The 16,627-nt window shown below is 48.6% G+C and carries 14 protein-coding genes; 6 read left to right on the top strand and 8 right to left on the bottom strand.

The window, feature by feature from the left end:
* Positions 1–224: 224 nt before the first annotated feature.
* Positions 225–809: a LysE family translocator gene (locus ACO0K3_RS09005; protein ID WP_422984053.1), complete on the top strand. Its 585-nt coding sequence runs from the start codon at positions 225–227 to the stop codon at positions 807–809.
* A gap of 415 nt (positions 810–1,224) precedes the next feature.
* A complete protein-coding gene (locus tag ACO0K3_RS09000) occupies positions 1,225–1,500 on the top strand; it encodes a barstar family protein (protein WP_422983808.1) in 276 nt (91 codons plus the stop codon).
* A 51-nt stretch (positions 1,501–1,551) separates the two neighbouring features.
* Here the strand turns inward: ACO0K3_RS09000 and ACO0K3_RS08995 are convergent, their stop codons facing one another.
* Positions 1,552–2,208 carry a glutathione S-transferase gene (locus ACO0K3_RS08995; protein ID WP_422983806.1) on the bottom strand — a complete coding sequence of 219 codons (657 nt, stop codon included), beginning with the start codon at positions 2,206–2,208 and terminating at the stop codon, positions 1,552–1,554.
* A 130-nt stretch (positions 2,209–2,338) separates the two neighbouring features.
* Between ACO0K3_RS08995 and ACO0K3_RS08990 the strand changes: the two genes are divergently transcribed.
* Positions 2,339–2,911: a hypothetical protein gene (locus tag ACO0K3_RS08990; RefSeq protein ID WP_422983804.1), complete on the top strand. Its 573-nt coding sequence runs from the start codon at positions 2,339–2,341 to the stop codon at positions 2,909–2,911.
* A 334-nt stretch (positions 2,912–3,245) separates the two neighbouring features.
* Here ACO0K3_RS08990 and ubiD read toward each other — a convergent pair whose 3' ends face one another.
* Complete coding sequence (ubiD, locus tag ACO0K3_RS08985) at positions 3,246–4,730, bottom strand: 4-hydroxy-3-polyprenylbenzoate decarboxylase (RefSeq protein ID WP_422983802.1); 1,485 nt, start codon at positions 4,728–4,730, stop codon at positions 3,246–3,248.
* A gap of 494 nt (positions 4,731–5,224) precedes the next feature.
* Between ubiD and ACO0K3_RS08980 the strand changes: the two genes are divergently transcribed.
* Positions 5,225–6,169 (top strand): transglycosylase SLT domain-containing protein, encoded by a 945-nt coding sequence (locus tag ACO0K3_RS08980; protein ID WP_422983800.1) that lies wholly within the window; start codon positions 5,225–5,227, stop codon positions 6,167–6,169.
* Positions 6,170–6,264: 95 nt separating this feature from the next.
* On the opposite strand, the gene ACO0K3_RS08975 is transcribed toward ACO0K3_RS08980, so the two are convergent.
* Positions 6,265–7,173: a LysR substrate-binding domain-containing protein gene (locus tag ACO0K3_RS08975; RefSeq protein WP_422983798.1), complete on the bottom strand. Its 909-nt coding sequence runs from the start codon at positions 7,171–7,173 to the stop codon at positions 6,265–6,267.
* A gap of 604 nt (positions 7,174–7,777) precedes the next feature.
* On the opposite strand from ACO0K3_RS08975, the gene ACO0K3_RS08970 reads away from it, so the two are divergent.
* Positions 7,778–8,164 carry a DUF3224 domain-containing protein gene (locus ACO0K3_RS08970; protein WP_422983796.1) on the top strand — a complete coding sequence of 129 codons (387 nt, stop codon included), beginning with the start codon at positions 7,778–7,780 and terminating at the stop codon, positions 8,162–8,164.
* A gap of 106 nt (positions 8,165–8,270) precedes the next feature.
* Here ACO0K3_RS08970 and ACO0K3_RS08965 read toward each other — a convergent pair whose 3' ends face one another.
* The 4 genes from ACO0K3_RS08965 to ribBA form a co-directional block, all read right to left on the bottom strand.
* Complete coding sequence (locus tag ACO0K3_RS08965; protein WP_422983794.1) at positions 8,271–9,443, bottom strand: pyridoxal phosphate-dependent aminotransferase; 1,173 nt, start codon at positions 9,441–9,443, stop codon at positions 8,271–8,273.
* A 169-nt stretch (positions 9,444–9,612) separates the two neighbouring features.
* The gene (gene nusB, locus ACO0K3_RS08960) at positions 9,613–10,077 is read right to left on the bottom strand and encodes a transcription antitermination factor NusB (protein WP_422983792.1); all 465 of its coding nucleotides are present in this window, start codon (positions 10,075–10,077) and stop codon (positions 9,613–9,615) included.
* Positions 10,078–10,106: 29 nt separating this feature from the next.
* Positions 10,107–10,604: a 6,7-dimethyl-8-ribityllumazine synthase gene (gene ribH / locus ACO0K3_RS08955; protein WP_422983790.1), complete on the bottom strand. Its 498-nt coding sequence runs from the start codon at positions 10,602–10,604 to the stop codon at positions 10,107–10,109.
* Positions 10,605–10,723: 119 nt separating this feature from the next.
* Positions 10,724–11,830, bottom strand: coding sequence for a bifunctional 3,4-dihydroxy-2-butanone-4-phosphate synthase/GTP cyclohydrolase II (ribBA, locus tag ACO0K3_RS08950; protein ID WP_422983788.1), 1,107 nt, complete (start codon positions 11,828–11,830; stop codon positions 10,724–10,726).
* Between the two features lie 599 nt (positions 11,831–12,429).
* On the opposite strand from ribBA, the gene ACO0K3_RS08945 reads away from it, so the two are divergent.
* Positions 12,430–13,164, top strand: coding sequence for an energy transducer TonB (locus ACO0K3_RS08945; RefSeq protein WP_422983786.1), 735 nt, complete (start codon positions 12,430–12,432; stop codon positions 13,162–13,164).
* Positions 13,165–13,335: 171 nt separating this feature from the next.
* Here ACO0K3_RS08945 and ACO0K3_RS08940 read toward each other — a convergent pair whose 3' ends face one another.
* Positions 13,336–16,623, bottom strand: a complete 3,288-nt coding sequence (locus tag ACO0K3_RS08940; protein ID WP_422983784.1) for an amidohydrolase family protein — start codon at positions 16,621–16,623, stop codon at positions 13,336–13,338.
* Positions 16,624–16,627 lie beyond the last annotated feature (4 nt).

Below are 16,627 nucleotides of genomic sequence, written 5' to 3'. Positions count from 1 at the left end.
CATCATTTTCACGCAACAGACCATACAGGGACTGTCTGACCAAACACTTCTGCTGCCAATCTCTGGGAGTTAGCGGTAACAAAATGAGGCGATGGCGCAAGCTGTAGCCTCATTTTTTATTTCAGCCCTAGCATGCCTGCGGTAACATACAGCCTCCGTCCGAACAATCAAGGTGTCCTGTGTTACTCGCTCCCGAACAATTTTTTGGCTTCCTGCTCGCCGCCATGTTAATTACCGCATCGCCCGGCCCTGACAATCTGATGGTACTCGGCGTCGGCATCTCACGGGGACGCACACAAGGCATGGTATTCGGCCTCGGCTGCGCACTTGGCTGCATCAGCCATACCATTCTTGCCAGCCTTGGCATCAGCGCACTGATTGCGGCGTCACCACTGGCTTTTACCACACTCAAAACCGGCGGCGGACTGTATCTGATTTATCTCGGCATCCAAGCTTTACGCAGTCGCGGCAGCGCGCAAGTGGCGACGACAGGCATACCGGATGAATCACTTGGCAAACTGTTCGCCAAAGGTCTGTTCGCGAATAGCATTAATCCCAAAGTCGTGTTGTTCTTTCTCTCGTTTTTACCGCAATTCGTGATCGCAGAACGCGGCGCTGTCAGCTGGCAAACCGCCCAGCTCGGCTTGGTCTTCACCGCACAGGCCGCCGTATTATTCGGCTTACTCGGCTATTTTTCCGGTGCAGCAGGCTTGTGGCTGAATCGCAATCCAAAGGCAGGACAATGGCTGGATCGCATCGCCGGCACAATCTTTGTGGCACTAGGATTGCGTTTAATTGTGAGCCGCTGAGTGCGGCGCTGAATCAATTGATAAAAAGGCGTTAAAGCTGGTAAAAATGGATATTTAAAAACGTATCCGCATAGCTGGTGCGGCTTAGCGAGTGTTTTTGGCTTGTGAGGCGCATGGATAGTGCGGGATGAGTTTCGCTTTGTTTATTGACCTAGCGATTAAATATGTTCCAATGTCCAAAAATTTAGAGCACAACAGAACATTGAGTGATCGGTAAAGTGTGTTATTACTGCGCGCCGTTAGCAGGAATCTAGCGGTTTAGGCTGATCAACGAATACATTGGACTCTCATGCTATAGCACCAGAAATCCTCGTTTTCAGGCAAGCACTACAGCCCGAATTCTGCCTCACCCTAGCGATGCTGTGAGAGTTCAATTGAATGGATAAAAATATTTAATTGCTGGAGCCATAGAGATATGCAAATTTATACAATTGATTGTAAAGACGTTCTAAGTGAAGTTGACTTTTGGCAGATATATTTACAAACTGTCGAACCAGAGGGGACTCACTACTTCGGTAAAAATCTTCACGCACTCTGGGATGGAGTAAACGGTGGCCCTGGTTGGCCCGGACTTTGTGAATTGCATTTCATAAATACACAATCACTACGTACGTTGAATGACTGTCTATTTTATGAACAGCTATGTAAACTCGCCAAAAAATCAAAAACAATTCAGATATTCATTGAGTAAAAGTAAGTCCAAAAATTACTCCATATTTAAATCATGATGATTTACTAAATACTAAGTTGCTGAAGATGTGGCCACCTTCTCCATCACAGCAACAAACAACGCTGACTGCAATATCGCATCCAGCCATTCAATCAAGTGCTTATAGCGGCTGGCATAAAACCATTCTACGTCTACCAATGCGCATTGCCGCACAAATGGCGCGATTGCCAGGTCGGCGATACCTAATTGCGCACCTGTCAGGTAACTATGTTGCTGCAGGCGACAATCAAGTACATCCAAGAATACTTCTGCTCTCTCACGATATGTCGCCGACGGATGCTCAGGGAATCGTTCTGCATATTTATAGCGGTCGAGATCTTGTTTAAACGTGCTGTCGTTTTGTAGTATCAATGCCTGCGCATCAGCAGGTATGTTGCCGTCAGGTGTTAAGCATGGCGATGCCGGCTGTTGCGCCAGTGCCCAGCACATGATGTCGAGACTTTGATCGATCACGCGACCATCAGGTAAGACCAGAACTGGTACTGTGCCTTTGGGTGAGTGGTCGAGCATCGCTTGTGGCTTATTACGCAGGCTGACTTCGTGTATCTGTACCTCGATGCCGCTCATCCGGATGGCGAGCCTGGCTCGGATTGCGTAGGGACAGCGGCGAAAACTGTACAACAGAGGTTTTTCCGGGCTAACTGAGTGGTCTTTGCGATTCGACAGCATCGTGGTGATCGTTCTTTATAAACTGAGGGAATATTGCATTCGGCCATTTGCTGCCTACAATGAAATAAGGAGCAAACTGGTCTGGGTATTATCTCCGAATCTTACCTCGCTCACTCATCAGGACAAATCGATGGCATCTCGCCCATATCATTTCGTCAGCGTTGCATTCATCGCCTGGAGTCTGAGTGCCTGCGAATCTTTGTTACCCAATGCTAAGCAGAGCTCGGATCTGCCCTGGACTACCTATCAGGTCGGCGAGCAGGAATTTGCCAATATTATTCCTGAAAAAACCACATTGGCTGATCTGCACAGCAGGGGCATTAATCCTAAAGTCTCACCAAATATCGCCCTGCTCAATCATGCGGATATCAATCGTCGCCTGTTTGCCAGCGAATCGTCGAATAGCAGCCTGATTCCGCCTAAGGTACGCACCTGCCTCGCTGCACATACCGCATGCTACGCGTATGAGATTGAGGAGAAACATCTAGATAAAAAACGTTACGGGAGTTTTTTTAAGGATTTTTTGAATTTTGAGCGCAAGGTGGAGATCACTGGCTGGCAATTCACAGCGCTGATCATTATTCAGAACGACGTGGTGATGTATACCCTCTGGAGCGGTAAATCCAATATCCAGCAATTGGAAGATGAGAAAAATCCTCTGGGTCCATTGCAGGGCTTGGGAAGCTCTTTGATCCGGCATTGATCAACAATCCCGGATCATTGAACGGAGTCTTTTGCATGAGCAGGCTGGTTTGATGGGATAGGCTGCTTAAATATTGAGCTCACACAACAATTAAAACCTCTCACCACAGAGGCACTGAGGAACAACAAAGGCCGAGAAAAGCAGCGATTCACAGATATTGCGATGTTCTGATGTTATCTGGATCAGTTCAACTTCTGCACCTCTGTGCCGGTGTTTTGAGGGCTATCTTGAGCTTTTTCATCTGGCCTTCCAATTTCCAATGCAATGTGAATGACCGTCTGTGGCTCTCCGCTTTGCGTCAGTCCTAAAATACGATATAGATTGTATTTAATTACTAGATACCTAACTCCTGCCAGATCGCATCAACGCGCGCCTTGACTTCTGGCGTCATCTGGATCGTTGTCCCCCACTCGCGGCTGGTTTCACCCGGCCATTTATTGGTTGCATCCAGACCCATTTTGCTGCCCAGACCGCTAACTGGCGAGGCAAAGTCCAGATAGTCAATCGGCGTATTGTCGACGAGCGTGGTATCACGTAGCGGATCGACGCGGGTAGTAATCGCCCAGATCACTTCTTTCCAGTCACGGATATTCACGTCCTCATCCACGACGATAATGAATTTGGTATACATGAACTGGCGTAAAAAGCTCCAGACGCCAAACATGACGCGCTTGGCATGGCCTGCATAGGCTTTTTTGATCTGCACTACGGCCATGCGGTAGCTACAGCCCTCGGGTGGCAAATAGAAATCGGTGATTTCGCTGAACTGTTTTTGCAGTAAAGGGATAAAGACTTCATTGAGCGCCACACCGAGCACGGCAGGCTCATCCGGCGGCTTACCTGTATAAGTTGAGTGATAAATAGGGTCACGACGCATAGTGATGCGGTCTATCGTGAACACGGGAAAACTGTCTTGCTCATTATAGTAACCAGTATGATCGCCATACGGCCCTTCGAGCGCGTGCTCGTAGCCGGTCGGATGCGATTCGTCCGGATATATATGACCCTCCAGCACAATCTCAGCACTGGCAGGCACCCGTAAATCGCTGCCGATGGCTTTGACCAGTTCGGTACGGCTACCGCGCAAGAGTCCTGCGAATTGGTATTCCGACAAGCTATCCGGCACTGGTGTGACGGCACCAAGAATGGTCGCGGGATCAGCGCCGAGTGCGACAGCAATCGGATACGGCTGCCCTTTATTGACGATGCCATGCTCACGAAAATCTAGCGCGCCGCCACGATGGGCGAGCCAGCGCATGATGACCTTATTGCGACCTAAAACCTGCTGTCTATAGATACCCAGATTTTGCCGCTTCTTATAAGGCCCCTTGGTAATCACCAGACCCCAGGTAATTAAAGGCGCCACGTCACCCGGCCAGCAATGCTGGATCGGCAGTTTCGCCAGATCGACATCATTGCCTTCCCAGACGATTTCCTGGCACTTCGCACCACGCACTTCTTTTGGTGCCATGTCCCATACGGCCTTGATGAGAGAACCGAGCCCGAGAATGTCTTTAAAACCCTTCGGTGGTTCCGGCTCTTTTAAAGACGACAGCACATGCCCGATCTTGCGCAGCTCGCTGATATTGTCGGCTCCCATGCCCATCGCAACTCGGTGCGGCGTACCAAATAAATTGCCAAGTACCGGTATTGAATGACCAGCTGGCTTGGTAAATAAAAGCGCCGGTCCTTCTGCGCGCAAGGTGCGATCGCAGATCTCTGTCATCTCCAGATACGGTGAAACAGGCGTAACTATTTGTTTTAATTCATTTTGTTGTTGAAGCTGAGAAATAAAATCCCGTAAATCTGCATATTTCATGTTTTTTAGCTTTTTATGAGTTTGAACTTAATAAAGCAAATAAATTCGGCAAGTACTTGATTTCATTGTACTTTGCTGCGACGCAGCAGAAATTTCTAGATTTAAAAGTAATGATAATCAATTTCTATAGTATTGACTTGATATAAAACCGACCCTACAATTCGCCCAACTTGATGAAGAGGCTAGAACTCCGGCGCAGTCGAACAAAGATTGCAACGCCAAAAGGTAACATCATTCACGGGGATCGGGCCCCACATAACATTGTAAGGATTGTTTTCAAAAGGCGACTGCCTTGACCCGAAAATAGTTGTTTGTCACAAGCGAGATTACGAATCTCCCACCCTAGGTTGAGTTACATAAAGCTCAACAGACAAATAACTCCGGCGTCTTTTTGATCGCGCCAGCGACGGAGACGATGTTTCTGATTCGTAGTTTTTTATTTGCGTGTTGTTCTTTACTGAACAGACAAGCACTACGAAAGTTCAGGAGGTTAAATGTTTCAAGGTTTTATTTTAGCAGTACAACAAGGCAGCACTCTGCTTGCCAGCAAGACCACAGCACTGTCCATCGCAGCACGCGATACGCGCAGCGGCTTCATGACTACCATGCACCATCTGCTGATGTTGCTGGGTATTTCGGCCATATTCGTCCTTGGCCTGATGTTTATCAAACCAGATCTGGTTGAAAAATTTAAAAAACTTTCCCCGTTTGTCACGATCGAAGAAAGCGTTGCTGAACAAGCTACACCACCAAGCCTCGCCATGTTGATGGCAACACCAGAGCAAGTTGCTCAGTCAGACACAATCAAAAATGCCGAACTGACTGAAGACGACACCAAAATGTTGGGCAACCAGCGTCAGCAGCAATGGGTGACGAACTGGCTGGCAAAACGTTATCGCATCGCCAGCGACGCGACGAATATGCTGGTATCAGCAAGCTACCTTACCGCGCAAGAAATCAAACTGGATCCTCTGTTGATCTTGTCCGTAATGGCAATTGAATCTGGCCTCAATCCCTTTGCTGAAAGCCCAGTAGGCGCGCAGGGTCTGATGCAAGTCATGTCCAAGGTCCACCACGACAAGTTTCAGGAAATGGGCGGCGTCAAAGCAGCGCTGAATCCGGTGGCAAACATCAAGGTCGGTGCATTGATTTTGAAAGATTATGTCCTGCGTGGCGGTTCGGTTGAAGCAGGTCTGAAACTCTACGTGGGTGCGGCCGCTTTTGAAAACGATGCAGGCTATGGCTCACGTGTGATGGCGGAATACCGTCGTCTGAAGGATGTCGCTACGGGTAAAAATGTACCAACATTCACCTCTGCTCCCGTATCAGTACCTACGCCAGCGCCACAGAGCGCACCGGCACCTAAGAGTGATGCCGTCACCGAGGCAAAAGCTGCAGAATCGAAACCTGCGCATCCTGAGCAAATTGCCAAGCTATAAGCAGTTTGTAGTTTGCAGTCAGTAATTAAGCATTGCCAACAGAACGGGGATGTTCTGGTTGTGAAAAAGCCGTCAGCATCAGCAGACGGCTTTTTTTATTGTTCAACGCCAAAATCATAATCCTTCGCGACCTTCAGTACCGCCTCGCGAAAATCATGCATCAGCTCAGAGCGTTTACCGCCGCTAGGACAAGCTAATACATACTGATGACGTATATCGCTGGAAAAAGGACGCACCACGACCCCATTATTAAGCCAGAGCTTTGCGCCAAACGGCTCAACAATCGAGACACCCAGACCATTTGCAACCATGGCATAGCGCGTGTGTGAGGTTTGTGTCTTGACCCGGTGGATTGGACGGCTTCCCGCCTCACTCAGTCTCAGGGTTTCTAATTCATAGCTCTGCGATACGATAGGAAAAAATCCGATGATGTCTTCTCCATCGAGATCCATCGGCTCAATTACTTCCTTACTAGTTAAATGATGACCGACTGGCATCGCGCACATCACACTCGCTTCCTTGAAAATCTCTTGTTCTATCCCTGCCAGCGGCGGGAACGCCATGCAAATCGCCATATCGACTTTTTGATCCTGCAAGCGCACCAGGATTTCTGGTGCATTTGAGCTATCCACAGTCACCGGTACGTCCTGATGGTATTTAAAGAACTCACGCAGGATCAGCGGCAAGATGGAGGAGGACAAGATCGGTAAGCAGGCTATCGTGATGCCCTGAGGTGCCTCATTACGAATATTGCTGGCGACCTGCGACAAACGCTCAAGCCCAAGAAAGTTTTCCTCGACAGCGCTATAAAAACGCACGCCCGCCAAAGTCGGCTCCAGCCGCCCTTTGTCGCGATTAAACAACCTGAAGCCGAGCGTTTCTTCTAAATCGGCAATCAAGCGACTAATCGCAGGTTGCGTGATGTTCATTTTCCGCGCGGCACCAACACTGGTGCCTGCAATCATGAGGCAACGAAAAGCTTCGATTTGTCTGAACTGGATCATCCCTTACTCCTTATTTATTCGACATTCAAATAGAGCAATATCAGCATACTCACCCAAGTATTTTTTCAACGCACTATATAATCAAGCGGAATTAAGGCATTCCAAGATAATTTATTGGGGAGTATGCAAATTATATGGTGAAAAATTGCCTGAAAATCGCTCACAATGTCATCCGAATGTTTGCCTCTCAAAAAGAATCGGCAAATTAAATTCACCCGCAGCCTATAACAAAAATACATGAGGTATGCGAATTTGTGAGTGGACATGATATGGCATTTTTGAAATACTTCGTTACCTAATTGTTACATGATGACAACATTAGGCAAAAGGATCCAATTTCCTGTCGCCGATTTGTTTTTATTTTCCGCAATAATTAGCCCACTGATCCACCAATCAAGACATATCGCCCTATCAGGCAATTGTTCCCTTTGGCAAGTTCAGTGATACCCACAAGGTGAAAAATCAGCGTGTCTTCGTCTTCCATAAGCAGATTGACTCACGCTGGCTTGACTCTTCATCAGCACGACACACAGATCATATTCTGACTGTCGATGAATCAAGTCTGGACACTATTTGTCTGTTGTTTAACAGTATGAGGGAGAATATGCTTGCTTTAGGAACTATCAAATTAAAAGGGATGGACGAAAAATTCAACCTGCTCACCGGGCTTACCCAGTCCAAAGTGAAGCATCGCTATGCAGGCGATATTGAGGCTGAATCGTGTTTTGAGTGCCTGACCTTCTCTGCCACAGCGCAGTCCGCAAACTTCGTCGGACTCGAATACCTGACCGGTAAGATCGGCAATCGTCGCGGTGGATTTATTTTGCAACACGTCGGCAGCATTAAATCCGGCAAGTCAGAGAGCACACTGAACGTACTGAGCGGCTCTGGCACAGGCGAACTGGCAGGGATCAAGGGACATGGCCGCAGCACCTGGAGCGGTATCAATGGCCAGCTATCTCAAGTATTGCTGGAATATACCTTTGATTAAGTCAAATTAAGTCAAATTAAGTCTAATAAAACCACTTAAGGCAGACTAAGCAGCATCGCAACAAAATGAAAGGCACGTTATTTACGTCAGCGTTTTTACTGCAAGTTTACACGGCTGGCCGCGATAGAAATTCTGCGATACGCCGTACGGCCTCCTGTAAATTCGCCATCGAGGTCGCATACGAGATGCGGACATAGCGTCGCGCACCTGAGGTGCCAAAATCCAGTCCTGGCACAATCACGACACCGGCCTCTTGCAATAAATCTCGGGTGAACTGATCGGCATCAGCAGAAAAACGCGAACAATCCGCATAGACATAAAACGCGCCATCCGGCATCACGGGCACCTCAAAACCTAGAGCAGTCAAGGCGGGAACGATGTAATCGCGTCGGCGTTTAAATTCTGCTTTACGCTCTTCATAGACAGTCAGAGCCTCTGGTGAAAAACAGGCAACCGCTGCATGCTGCGCCACGGATGAAGCACATATAAACAAGTTCTGAGCAAGCTTCTCAATATGCGGCACGATACGCTCCGGTACCACCAGCCAGCCCAAACGCCATCCTGTCATATTGAAATATTTGCTGAAGCTGTTGATCACCACTACATCATCATCCAGAGATAGCGCCGAAAATGGCGCCCCCTCATAAGACAAGCCCTGATAAATTTCATCCACAATCGTAAATCCACCGCGCGCTTTAACGCTTGTGATGATGCGTGCAAGCTCGCCATGGTTAATGGACGTCCCCGTCGGATTCGAGGGAGAAGCCAGCAATACCCCTTTAGTTGCCTCACTCCAGTGTTCATTCACCACTGCATCTGACAACTGGAAGCGCTGCTGAGGACCGCTCTCAATCAAACGAGCTTTCCCCTCAAATGCCGCGACAAAATGGCGGTTACACGGATAACAGGGATCTGGCATCAAGACCTCTGCCCCGGGTTCGACCAGCGCGGCGCACGCCAGCAATAATGCGGCGGACGCCCCTGCCGTCACAATGATGCGACTGGCAGGGATTACCAAGCCAAACGTATCAAGATAATGCCGGGCAATTGCCTCACGTAAGGCAGGCACGCCAAGGGCAGAGGTATATTGCAAGCGCCCGTCTGCCATGGCTTTGCCAGCAGCATCAATCACAACCTGCGGCGCAGTAAAGTCCGGTTCACCGATTCCCATATGGATAATATGACGCCCTTGCGCCTCAAGATCAGCCGCCATTTTGGCTAATTCCATTACATGAAAAGGAGCGATATTATCCAGGCGGGAGGCGAGATTTTTTTCCATGAGCTACCTTTTTTGTAGTTGTCGTTTGATAGGTTTGCGAGATTCCAACGTAATTCAAACAATGATCAGACACAAAAAAACCGTCTCACTTCATTCAGAAATAAAACGGTTTATCTGTAAGTCATCGCATCAGAATCTGATATTCATCAGAGCTTCGATAACACGTTCATTATTTTCCAGCGCTGATTTCGGTTGTCCGCAATTTCGCGGCCAATTTATCCAGCACGCCATTCACGTATTTATGTCCGTCTAATCCGCCGAAGGATTTGGTCAATTCAACAGCCTCATTGATCACGACGCGATAAGGAATTTCGATATGATGTTTTAATTCGTAAGCACCAATCAACAAAGCCGCGTGCTCAATTGGCGACAGCTCAGCAATCGTACGGTCGATCAGAGGCGTGATTTCTTCACGCAACTGTATTGACTGGTTGATCGCGCCATGCAGCAAGGCATCAAAATGCTCACGATCCGCTTTATCAAAGCCATGCGCCTCGCGAATGTGGGCGTCGATTACACCTGAGTCTTCGTTATTCAGCAGCCACTGGTATAAACCTTGTAAGGCGAATTCACGCGCACGATGTCTGGGCGAGCGGCTTTTGCTGGGATTAGCGTGCAGGGTTTTGTTCGTCATAGTCATCTCTACTTAATTGGGTGACGCTCTTACGCGTCGTAACCCGTATCTTCAGTGGCTTCGGCCAGTTCTTCCAGCGCCAGTGTCAGGTTTGCCATCTCAACGGCAACACGGGCAGCATCGGCACCCTTCTCCGCCATACGTACTTCGGCTTGCGCATCATTCTCTGTGGTCAGAATCGCATTCGCAATCGGGATCCCGCTATCCAAACCGACGCGTGTAATGCCGGCACCGGACTCATTAGAAACCAGCTCAAAATGATAGGTCTCGCCGCGAATCACTGCACCCAGAGCAATCAACGCATCAAACTGGTTTGTCTCAGCCAACTTTTGCAATGCAAGCGGCACCTCCAGTGCGCCAGGTACGGTGACGTGCAAAATATCTTCGTTCAATACACCCAGACGCGTCAATTCAGCCAGACAAGCAGACAACAAGCCATTGCCCACAGTTTCGTTAAAGCGAGCCTGCACAATACCTACGCGCACACCAGTGCCGTCCAAATTTGATTCGTAATGTCCTACAGTCATGATCTTCCCTTTTTGCGCTTGTGCGCTGCTATGTCATTATTCAAGTATGGACGACAAACTGACGCCCGGATATTTTTTACATTAGTTCTGATTGGCTTTTTTAGTTGATACCGGCGGTATCAAGGCTTGTCCATGTAACCGACCACCTCAAGGTCAAAGCCCGTCATTGAGGGCATTTTTCTCGGATTCGCTAGCAGCTTCATACGACCGACTCCAACATCTTTCAAAATCTGTGCGCCGATACCATAGTTACGCAAATCCATCCGCGCCGCACGACCTTGTGGACGTGCATCCGGGGTGTTCAATGCTTTGAATTGATCAAACATCTGTTCCGCAGTTTCTTCACAATTCAGTAAGACAATGACGCCTGAGTCAGAGGCCTGCACCGCGGCCATCGCTGCGGCAACATTCCATGAATGCGTAGTAATTTTACTTTCCAGCAGATCAAGTATCGAGACTGGCTGATGTACCCGCACCAATGCTTCTTTATCGCGTGTAATGTGACCATGTACCAGAGCCAGATGCGCCGAACCGCTTGGTTTATCACGATAGACAACGGCCTTAAAGCTGCCGTGGACAGTTTGCATTTCACGCTCGGCAACGCGTTCGACAATACTCTCCGTCTGACTACGGTAGTGAATCAAATCGGCGATCGTACCAATTTTCAATCCATGTTCTCTGGCAAACTCCATCAAATCCGGTAAGCGCGCCATGGTGCCATCGTCCTTCATGATCTCGCAGATCACCGCTGCCGGAGTCAAGCCAGCCAGATCCGCCAAATCACAACCTGCCTCTGTATGACCGGCACGCATCAGCACGCCGCCTTTTTGCGCCTTCAGGGGGAAGATATGACCAGGCTGAACGATGTCATTTGCCGTCATTTTTTTATCTACAGCGACTTGGATTGTGCGCGCACGATCTGCTGCCGAAATACCCGTCGTTACCCCCTCGGCTGCCTCGATAGATACCGTGAAGTTAGTTCCGTAGGCGGTGCCGTTACGACTCGACATCATTGCCAAATTCAACTCATCACACCGCTCTTCTGTCAGCGTCAGGCAAATCAGGCCACGACCGAATTTCGCCATAAAATTAATCGCCTCCGGCGTTACAAACTCGGCAGCCAATACCAGGTCGCCTTCGTTTTCACGGTCTTCTTCATCGACCAGTATGACCATGCGACCTGCGCGCAATTCTTCAACGATTTCTTGGGTATTTGACATGCTCATGAGGATTTCCTAGTCGATGTACGGCTCGTCGCAAATGAATTTACAGAAATTTTTAACAATTCGTTATCCGTACGACATACCGGATATCAATTTTTAGCAGTTATCAGAAATTCTTTGTGCGACTGTATATATGTAACCCTCTATTGTAATGGATTTAGCCCGCCAGACAGAATGGCAATTGAGAATACCCGACTGAGTTTACTAAAAATCACTTCAGTCAAATCAAAAAATTCTACCAATTGAATAAAAAATTTACATTTACACCACGAATAAACGCGAAAAAAAGTAAATAGAAAAATTTGGCACAGTTCCTGCATGGCAAGTATTATCAAGACTTGTCACCTTACTCATCCAGCCTGCGCTTAGCGAGGTTTTTGTAATCTGGATATTGCTAAACCGGCTTACTCGTGTCAGCATTAATATTTACACTTTGAAACATTTTGAGTGGTAATCTTAGCTTCTGGCAATGTAATAGCGCATTTTAATGGGGCGATTTTTTGTTTTTTTGCATCATTTGAGTGCGGAAGTAATTGTGTTAGGCAACTTGGTTTTAGTTATCTGCTGTTATCTATTGTTATCCGTTTTTCATGAGGGGCGCTATGAATAAGGTAGTACAAAACGAAATAAGAAAATTTTGTGTTCTGCTGTTCAATTTATTTTGTATCAGCATGTTCATCACCGCATGCCAGAAAACTTCACCGCCCGAAGAGGCAGCAAGTACGCCTCCCTCAGCCGCAGAACCCATCTCATCGCAACCAACAGGCTTGGTCAAAAATGCGATACGACATACCGAAGAGACCGCTGATGTTACTAAATGGATGGATCAGGCATCGACCAAAACTGCAACCCAGATCGCATTAGAAGAGAAGCAGGCAAAAGACGCTAAGGATGCCAAGCTAGCAGCAGAAGCCAAAGCACTGGCAGCAAAAACAGCCATCAACTCCCGCGACTCGGTCAAGGCAGCAGCAACAACGATCGCTCAGACACCGGCGGTCGTACAAAAAGCGGTCGAAGTCCCTGCAGCTGCACCTATCGTTGCGGTCGCAGCACCTAAGCCAGCACCGGCACCCGAGCCTGTCACACTCAAGCTACTGTCCAGCGTGCAACCACGTTTTCCTAAAAGTGCGGAGAAACTCGGCATCGTTGAAGGTACTGTCAGCGCCCGCCTCCACATTGAAACGGACGGTAAAGTATCCAGCGTGGATATTCTTCAGGCAAAGCCAGCCAAACACTTTCCTCCTGAGGTGATTGCAGCGGTGACGCAATGGAAATACGCTCCGATATCTAGCCCACAAACCAAGGTTTTAGAATTCAATTTTAGGCAGGAAAACTGATTAATTCAGATAATTAATTCAGATAATTAATTCAGGCAATAAAATACCGACATCATCTGGAAATCCATTCCAAATAAAAAAGCCGCAGATTGCGGCTTTTTTTATTCTTCCGTTTGTCATCGAAGCGGCAAAAAAACCAAGCCTGCCACATCGATATCGAAGCTCATCTCATCAGTGCCCGTGACCGTCAGTATGCGCTGATGTGTCGACTGGCATACCTGCTCCATCTTTTCCTTCGAAGAAAAACGGCTTACGAGCCTTAGGTGTCGCGCCGACCTCATTCATCGTTGCCGAGTCATACAAACGGCCATTCAGCATCACATGGGAGATTTTGTCGGATTGGCGTATATCTTTCAACACATCACCGTCGATCATCACCAGATCAGCCAGCTTACCGGACTCCAGTGAGCCGATATCTTTATCCATGCCTAGGTATTTTGCACCGTTCAGCGTCGCGACACGGATCGCTTCAAGTGAACTCATACCGCCACGTGCCAGCGTCCACATTTCCCAATGCGCGCCCAGACCTTCGCGCTGACCGTGCGCACCGAGATTGACTGGCACACCTGCACGCTGCAACTCGGTCGCCGTCTTTGCGATATTAAAGACATTGAAATCTTCTTCGGGAGCTGTTTCACGCCTTACGCTGCGTGACTCAAGCACAGTACGCGGAACATAGCGCGACAGTAGAGGATGCTTCCAGACATCCGTACGCGCATACCAGTAATGCTCACCATCAAGACCACCGTAGCCAACGATCAGGGTCGGCGTGTAGCCGACTTTCGTCTGCGACCACAATTGTTTTACATCATCGTAAGCATTCGCGACCGGAATCGCATGCTCAATCCCGGTGTGACCATCAATCACCATACTCATATTGTGCTGAAACAGGGAGCCACCCTCCGGCACGACCATCATGCCGGTCTGACGCGCCGCTTCCAAGACCTGCTGACGCTGCTCGCGACGCGGTTGGTTATAGCTTTTCACTGAAATAGCACCTGCAGCTTTCAAGCGTTTCAGGTGCGTTAAAGCATCATCAAGATTGTTGACTACGGCACTGATATTTGCCTTGGCACCATACAAAATCGTCCCAGTAGAGAAAATTCGCGGACCAACAATTTTGCCAGCGCGCTGCAATTCACTCTGGCTAAAAATCTCTGATGTGTCGTTCGACGGATCATGCAAAGTCGTGACACCAAAGGCCAGCGAGGCGTAGTTAATCCAGCTTTGCTGAGGGATAATTTCACTCTCCCCCATACCACCATGCCAGTGCACATCCACAATGCCGGGGATAATTGTTTTACCTGCCGCGTCAATCTGCATCGCGCCAGACGGCACGGCAATATCGGCGGCACTGCCAACGGCGATAATCCGGTTTTCTTTTATGACGATGCGACCGTTATCAATGACTTCATCCCCCTTCATGGTCACGATGCGCGCACCTGAAATGACGGTCGTTGCAGTAGGCTTATTGGCTTTTTCCTGAAAACCAATTTTCAGACCGGTCTCTGCAGGCTTGCTGATTTCTTTTGGTGAACCCGGTAAAAACGTGAAGGCGTTTTTTAATTCGGTACTAAATAATTCATCGCCAAGCGCAAAATGAATCTTGCTGCTGTCACCGGACCAATGCACGTAGTCACCTGCATTCACATCCAATTGTCTGACTGGCAGTCCATCCATTTTTTGGCCGATAGTCACCGGTTTTCCTGCCATTGGCAAGGGTGTGACGAATGTATGAAAACGCTCACCAAACGCCAGCCAGTTACCATCCGGAGAAATACTGAACTCACTGGCGAATTCCCCCTTGGCGACTGCTTGCTCTTCGTTTTTATTGATATCGATCCTGACCAATGAGGTACTCCAATCGACCTCGCCGGAGCGCTGCATCCTAGACACATAAACGACATCATTATCTTTACCAAATTGCGGCGAGGATCCGTCATCAGTGAGCAGGCGCGGTGCTGATTTTCCATCAGCATTCACAACAAAGATACCTGTTTCCAGCCCATACCATGGCGAGGTCAGATAACCACCGCGCGACTTTTCATAGGTCACTTGCTTACCATCGGGAGAGAATTGTGGTGAGAGATATTTTCCTGGCTTCTTCGTCAAAACGGTTTCCTGACCGCTGCGAATATCGATACTGCGGACTGATCCCAGTTTTTCATCATCCCAGGTGGTGAAGACAATGCTGCGTCCATCACGTGAAAAATACGGAAAGAATTCAAAATGATCCTGCTGCTTAGTCAGCCGTTGCGGCGTACCATTCGGCAGGTCACGGATATACAGTTGCCCCAGCGCCGAGTACACGACTTTATCGCCTTGTGGCGAGACATTCACCCATCGTAATTGATGCACATCAAATTTATCCGGTGCTACCGCGGTGTCGAACCGTAACGCAGGACGAATCTCCCTGGTATCTTTTACGTGGAATGCGATTTCCTTAGAAGACTTGGCAAATGGATCAACACGCCAGAGCTTACCCTTTGCCCAGATCACTAATTGCTTACTTCCGGGTAGCCAGCTAATCGACGGATACACGCCATGCACTGCCCAGGTCTCCTGCATATCACGTTCTAACTCGCTCCATGCGACCTTCTCTTCGCCAGTCTCCAGATCCTTCAAGAACAAGGTACTCTGGTTGCGCACTCTGCGCACAAATGCCAGATACTTACCATCTGGCGATGGCGTTGGACGTACAGCACCACCAGGGCCACTCACAAAAGCCTTGGTCTTACCATCTTTTAAATCTTTACGAAAAATCTGATAAATCTGTGCATTCGAGTTTTTGTTGTACTCAAATGAATTGCCCGAGGTCGTGTCCTGAGAATAATAGACGTAGCGCCCATCAGGAGAGAATGCAGGCTCCCCCAGATCTTTCTGCCAATTAGGCTTTTCGTTCAACTGCACTCCCGCGCCGCCGCCAACGTGATACAACCAGATTTCGCCAGATCCCAGCGAACGGGTACCCGTGTAATGCTTGCGCGCAGCAATGTACTGGCCGTTCGGATGCCATACCGGATTATTGAGCAAGCGGAACTCTTCTTTGGTCAGTGCATGGGCGTTTGTTCCGTCCACATTCATGATCCAGATATTGTCGCCACCGCCAGCGTCAGACATATAGGTCAGTTGTTTGCCATCCGGCGAAAACCTTGCCTGCATTTCCCAGGCAATGCTGTGAGTCAATGCCTTCGCCTCTCCTCCCTCGATGGGCAGCAGATATAAGTCCCCCAAGAGATCAAAAACAATCTGCTTACCGTCCGGGCTCACATCGACACTCATCCAGGTACCCGTTCTGGTATCAATATTGACCGTAGAACCTGTACCGGCAGGCGCATTCACATCCCATTTTTTCTTGGCATCCGCGACGTCTTTACCGGCCTCTGCACCGATGCTTGCTACGCTACATAAAGTGAAGAATAAAGCGCTGCATAACTGTATTTTTTTGAGCGTTTGCATCTGA

Origin of the sequence: Undibacterium sp. Rencai35W (genome assembly GCF_049340185.1) — a bacterium.
In the GTDB taxonomy this organism is placed as follows: Bacteria; Pseudomonadota; Gammaproteobacteria; order Burkholderiales; family Burkholderiaceae_D; genus Undibacterium.
This window is presented reverse-complemented; position numbering and strand designations above follow the sequence as displayed.

Excerpts from the sequence above, each read along its gene's own strand:
- ACO0K3_RS08940 (WP_422983784.1), bottom strand. The coding sequence starts at position 16,623 with ATGCAAACGCTCAAAAAAATACAGTTATGCAGCGCTTTATTCTTCACT.
- nusB (WP_422983792.1), bottom strand. The coding sequence starts at position 10,077 with ATGACGAACAAAACCCTGCACGCTAATCCCAGCAAAAGCCGCTCGCCC.
- ACO0K3_RS08980 (WP_422983800.1), top strand. The coding sequence starts at position 5,225 with ATGTTTCAAGGTTTTATTTTAGCAGTACAACAAGGCAGCACTCTGCTT.
- ACO0K3_RS08990 (WP_422983804.1), top strand. The coding sequence starts at position 2,339 with ATGGCATCTCGCCCATATCATTTCGTCAGCGTTGCATTCATCGCCTGG.
- ribBA (WP_422983788.1), bottom strand. The coding sequence starts at position 11,830 with ATGAGCATGTCAAATACCCAAGAAATCGTTGAAGAATTGCGCGCAGGT.
- ACO0K3_RS09005 (WP_422984053.1), top strand. The coding sequence starts at position 225 with ATGTTAATTACCGCATCGCCCGGCCCTGACAATCTGATGGTACTCGGC.
- ACO0K3_RS08975 (WP_422983798.1), bottom strand. The coding sequence starts at position 7,173 with ATGATCCAGTTCAGACAAATCGAAGCTTTTCGTTGCCTCATGATTGCA.
- ACO0K3_RS08995 (WP_422983806.1), bottom strand. The coding sequence starts at position 2,208 with ATGCTGTCGAATCGCAAAGACCACTCAGTTAGCCCGGAAAAACCTCTG.
- ACO0K3_RS08970 (WP_422983796.1), top strand. The coding sequence starts at position 7,778 with ATGCTTGCTTTAGGAACTATCAAATTAAAAGGGATGGACGAAAAATTC.
- ACO0K3_RS09000 (WP_422983808.1), top strand. The coding sequence starts at position 1,225 with ATGCAAATTTATACAATTGATTGTAAAGACGTTCTAAGTGAAGTTGAC.
- ribH (WP_422983790.1), bottom strand. The coding sequence starts at position 10,604 with ATGACTGTAGGACATTACGAATCAAATTTGGACGGCACTGGTGTGCGC.
- ACO0K3_RS08965 (WP_422983794.1), bottom strand. The coding sequence starts at position 9,443 with ATGGAAAAAAATCTCGCCTCCCGCCTGGATAATATCGCTCCTTTTCAT.
- ACO0K3_RS08945 (WP_422983786.1), top strand. The coding sequence starts at position 12,430 with ATGAATAAGGTAGTACAAAACGAAATAAGAAAATTTTGTGTTCTGCTG.
- ubiD (WP_422983802.1), bottom strand. The coding sequence starts at position 4,730 with ATGAAATATGCAGATTTACGGGATTTTATTTCTCAGCTTCAACAACAA.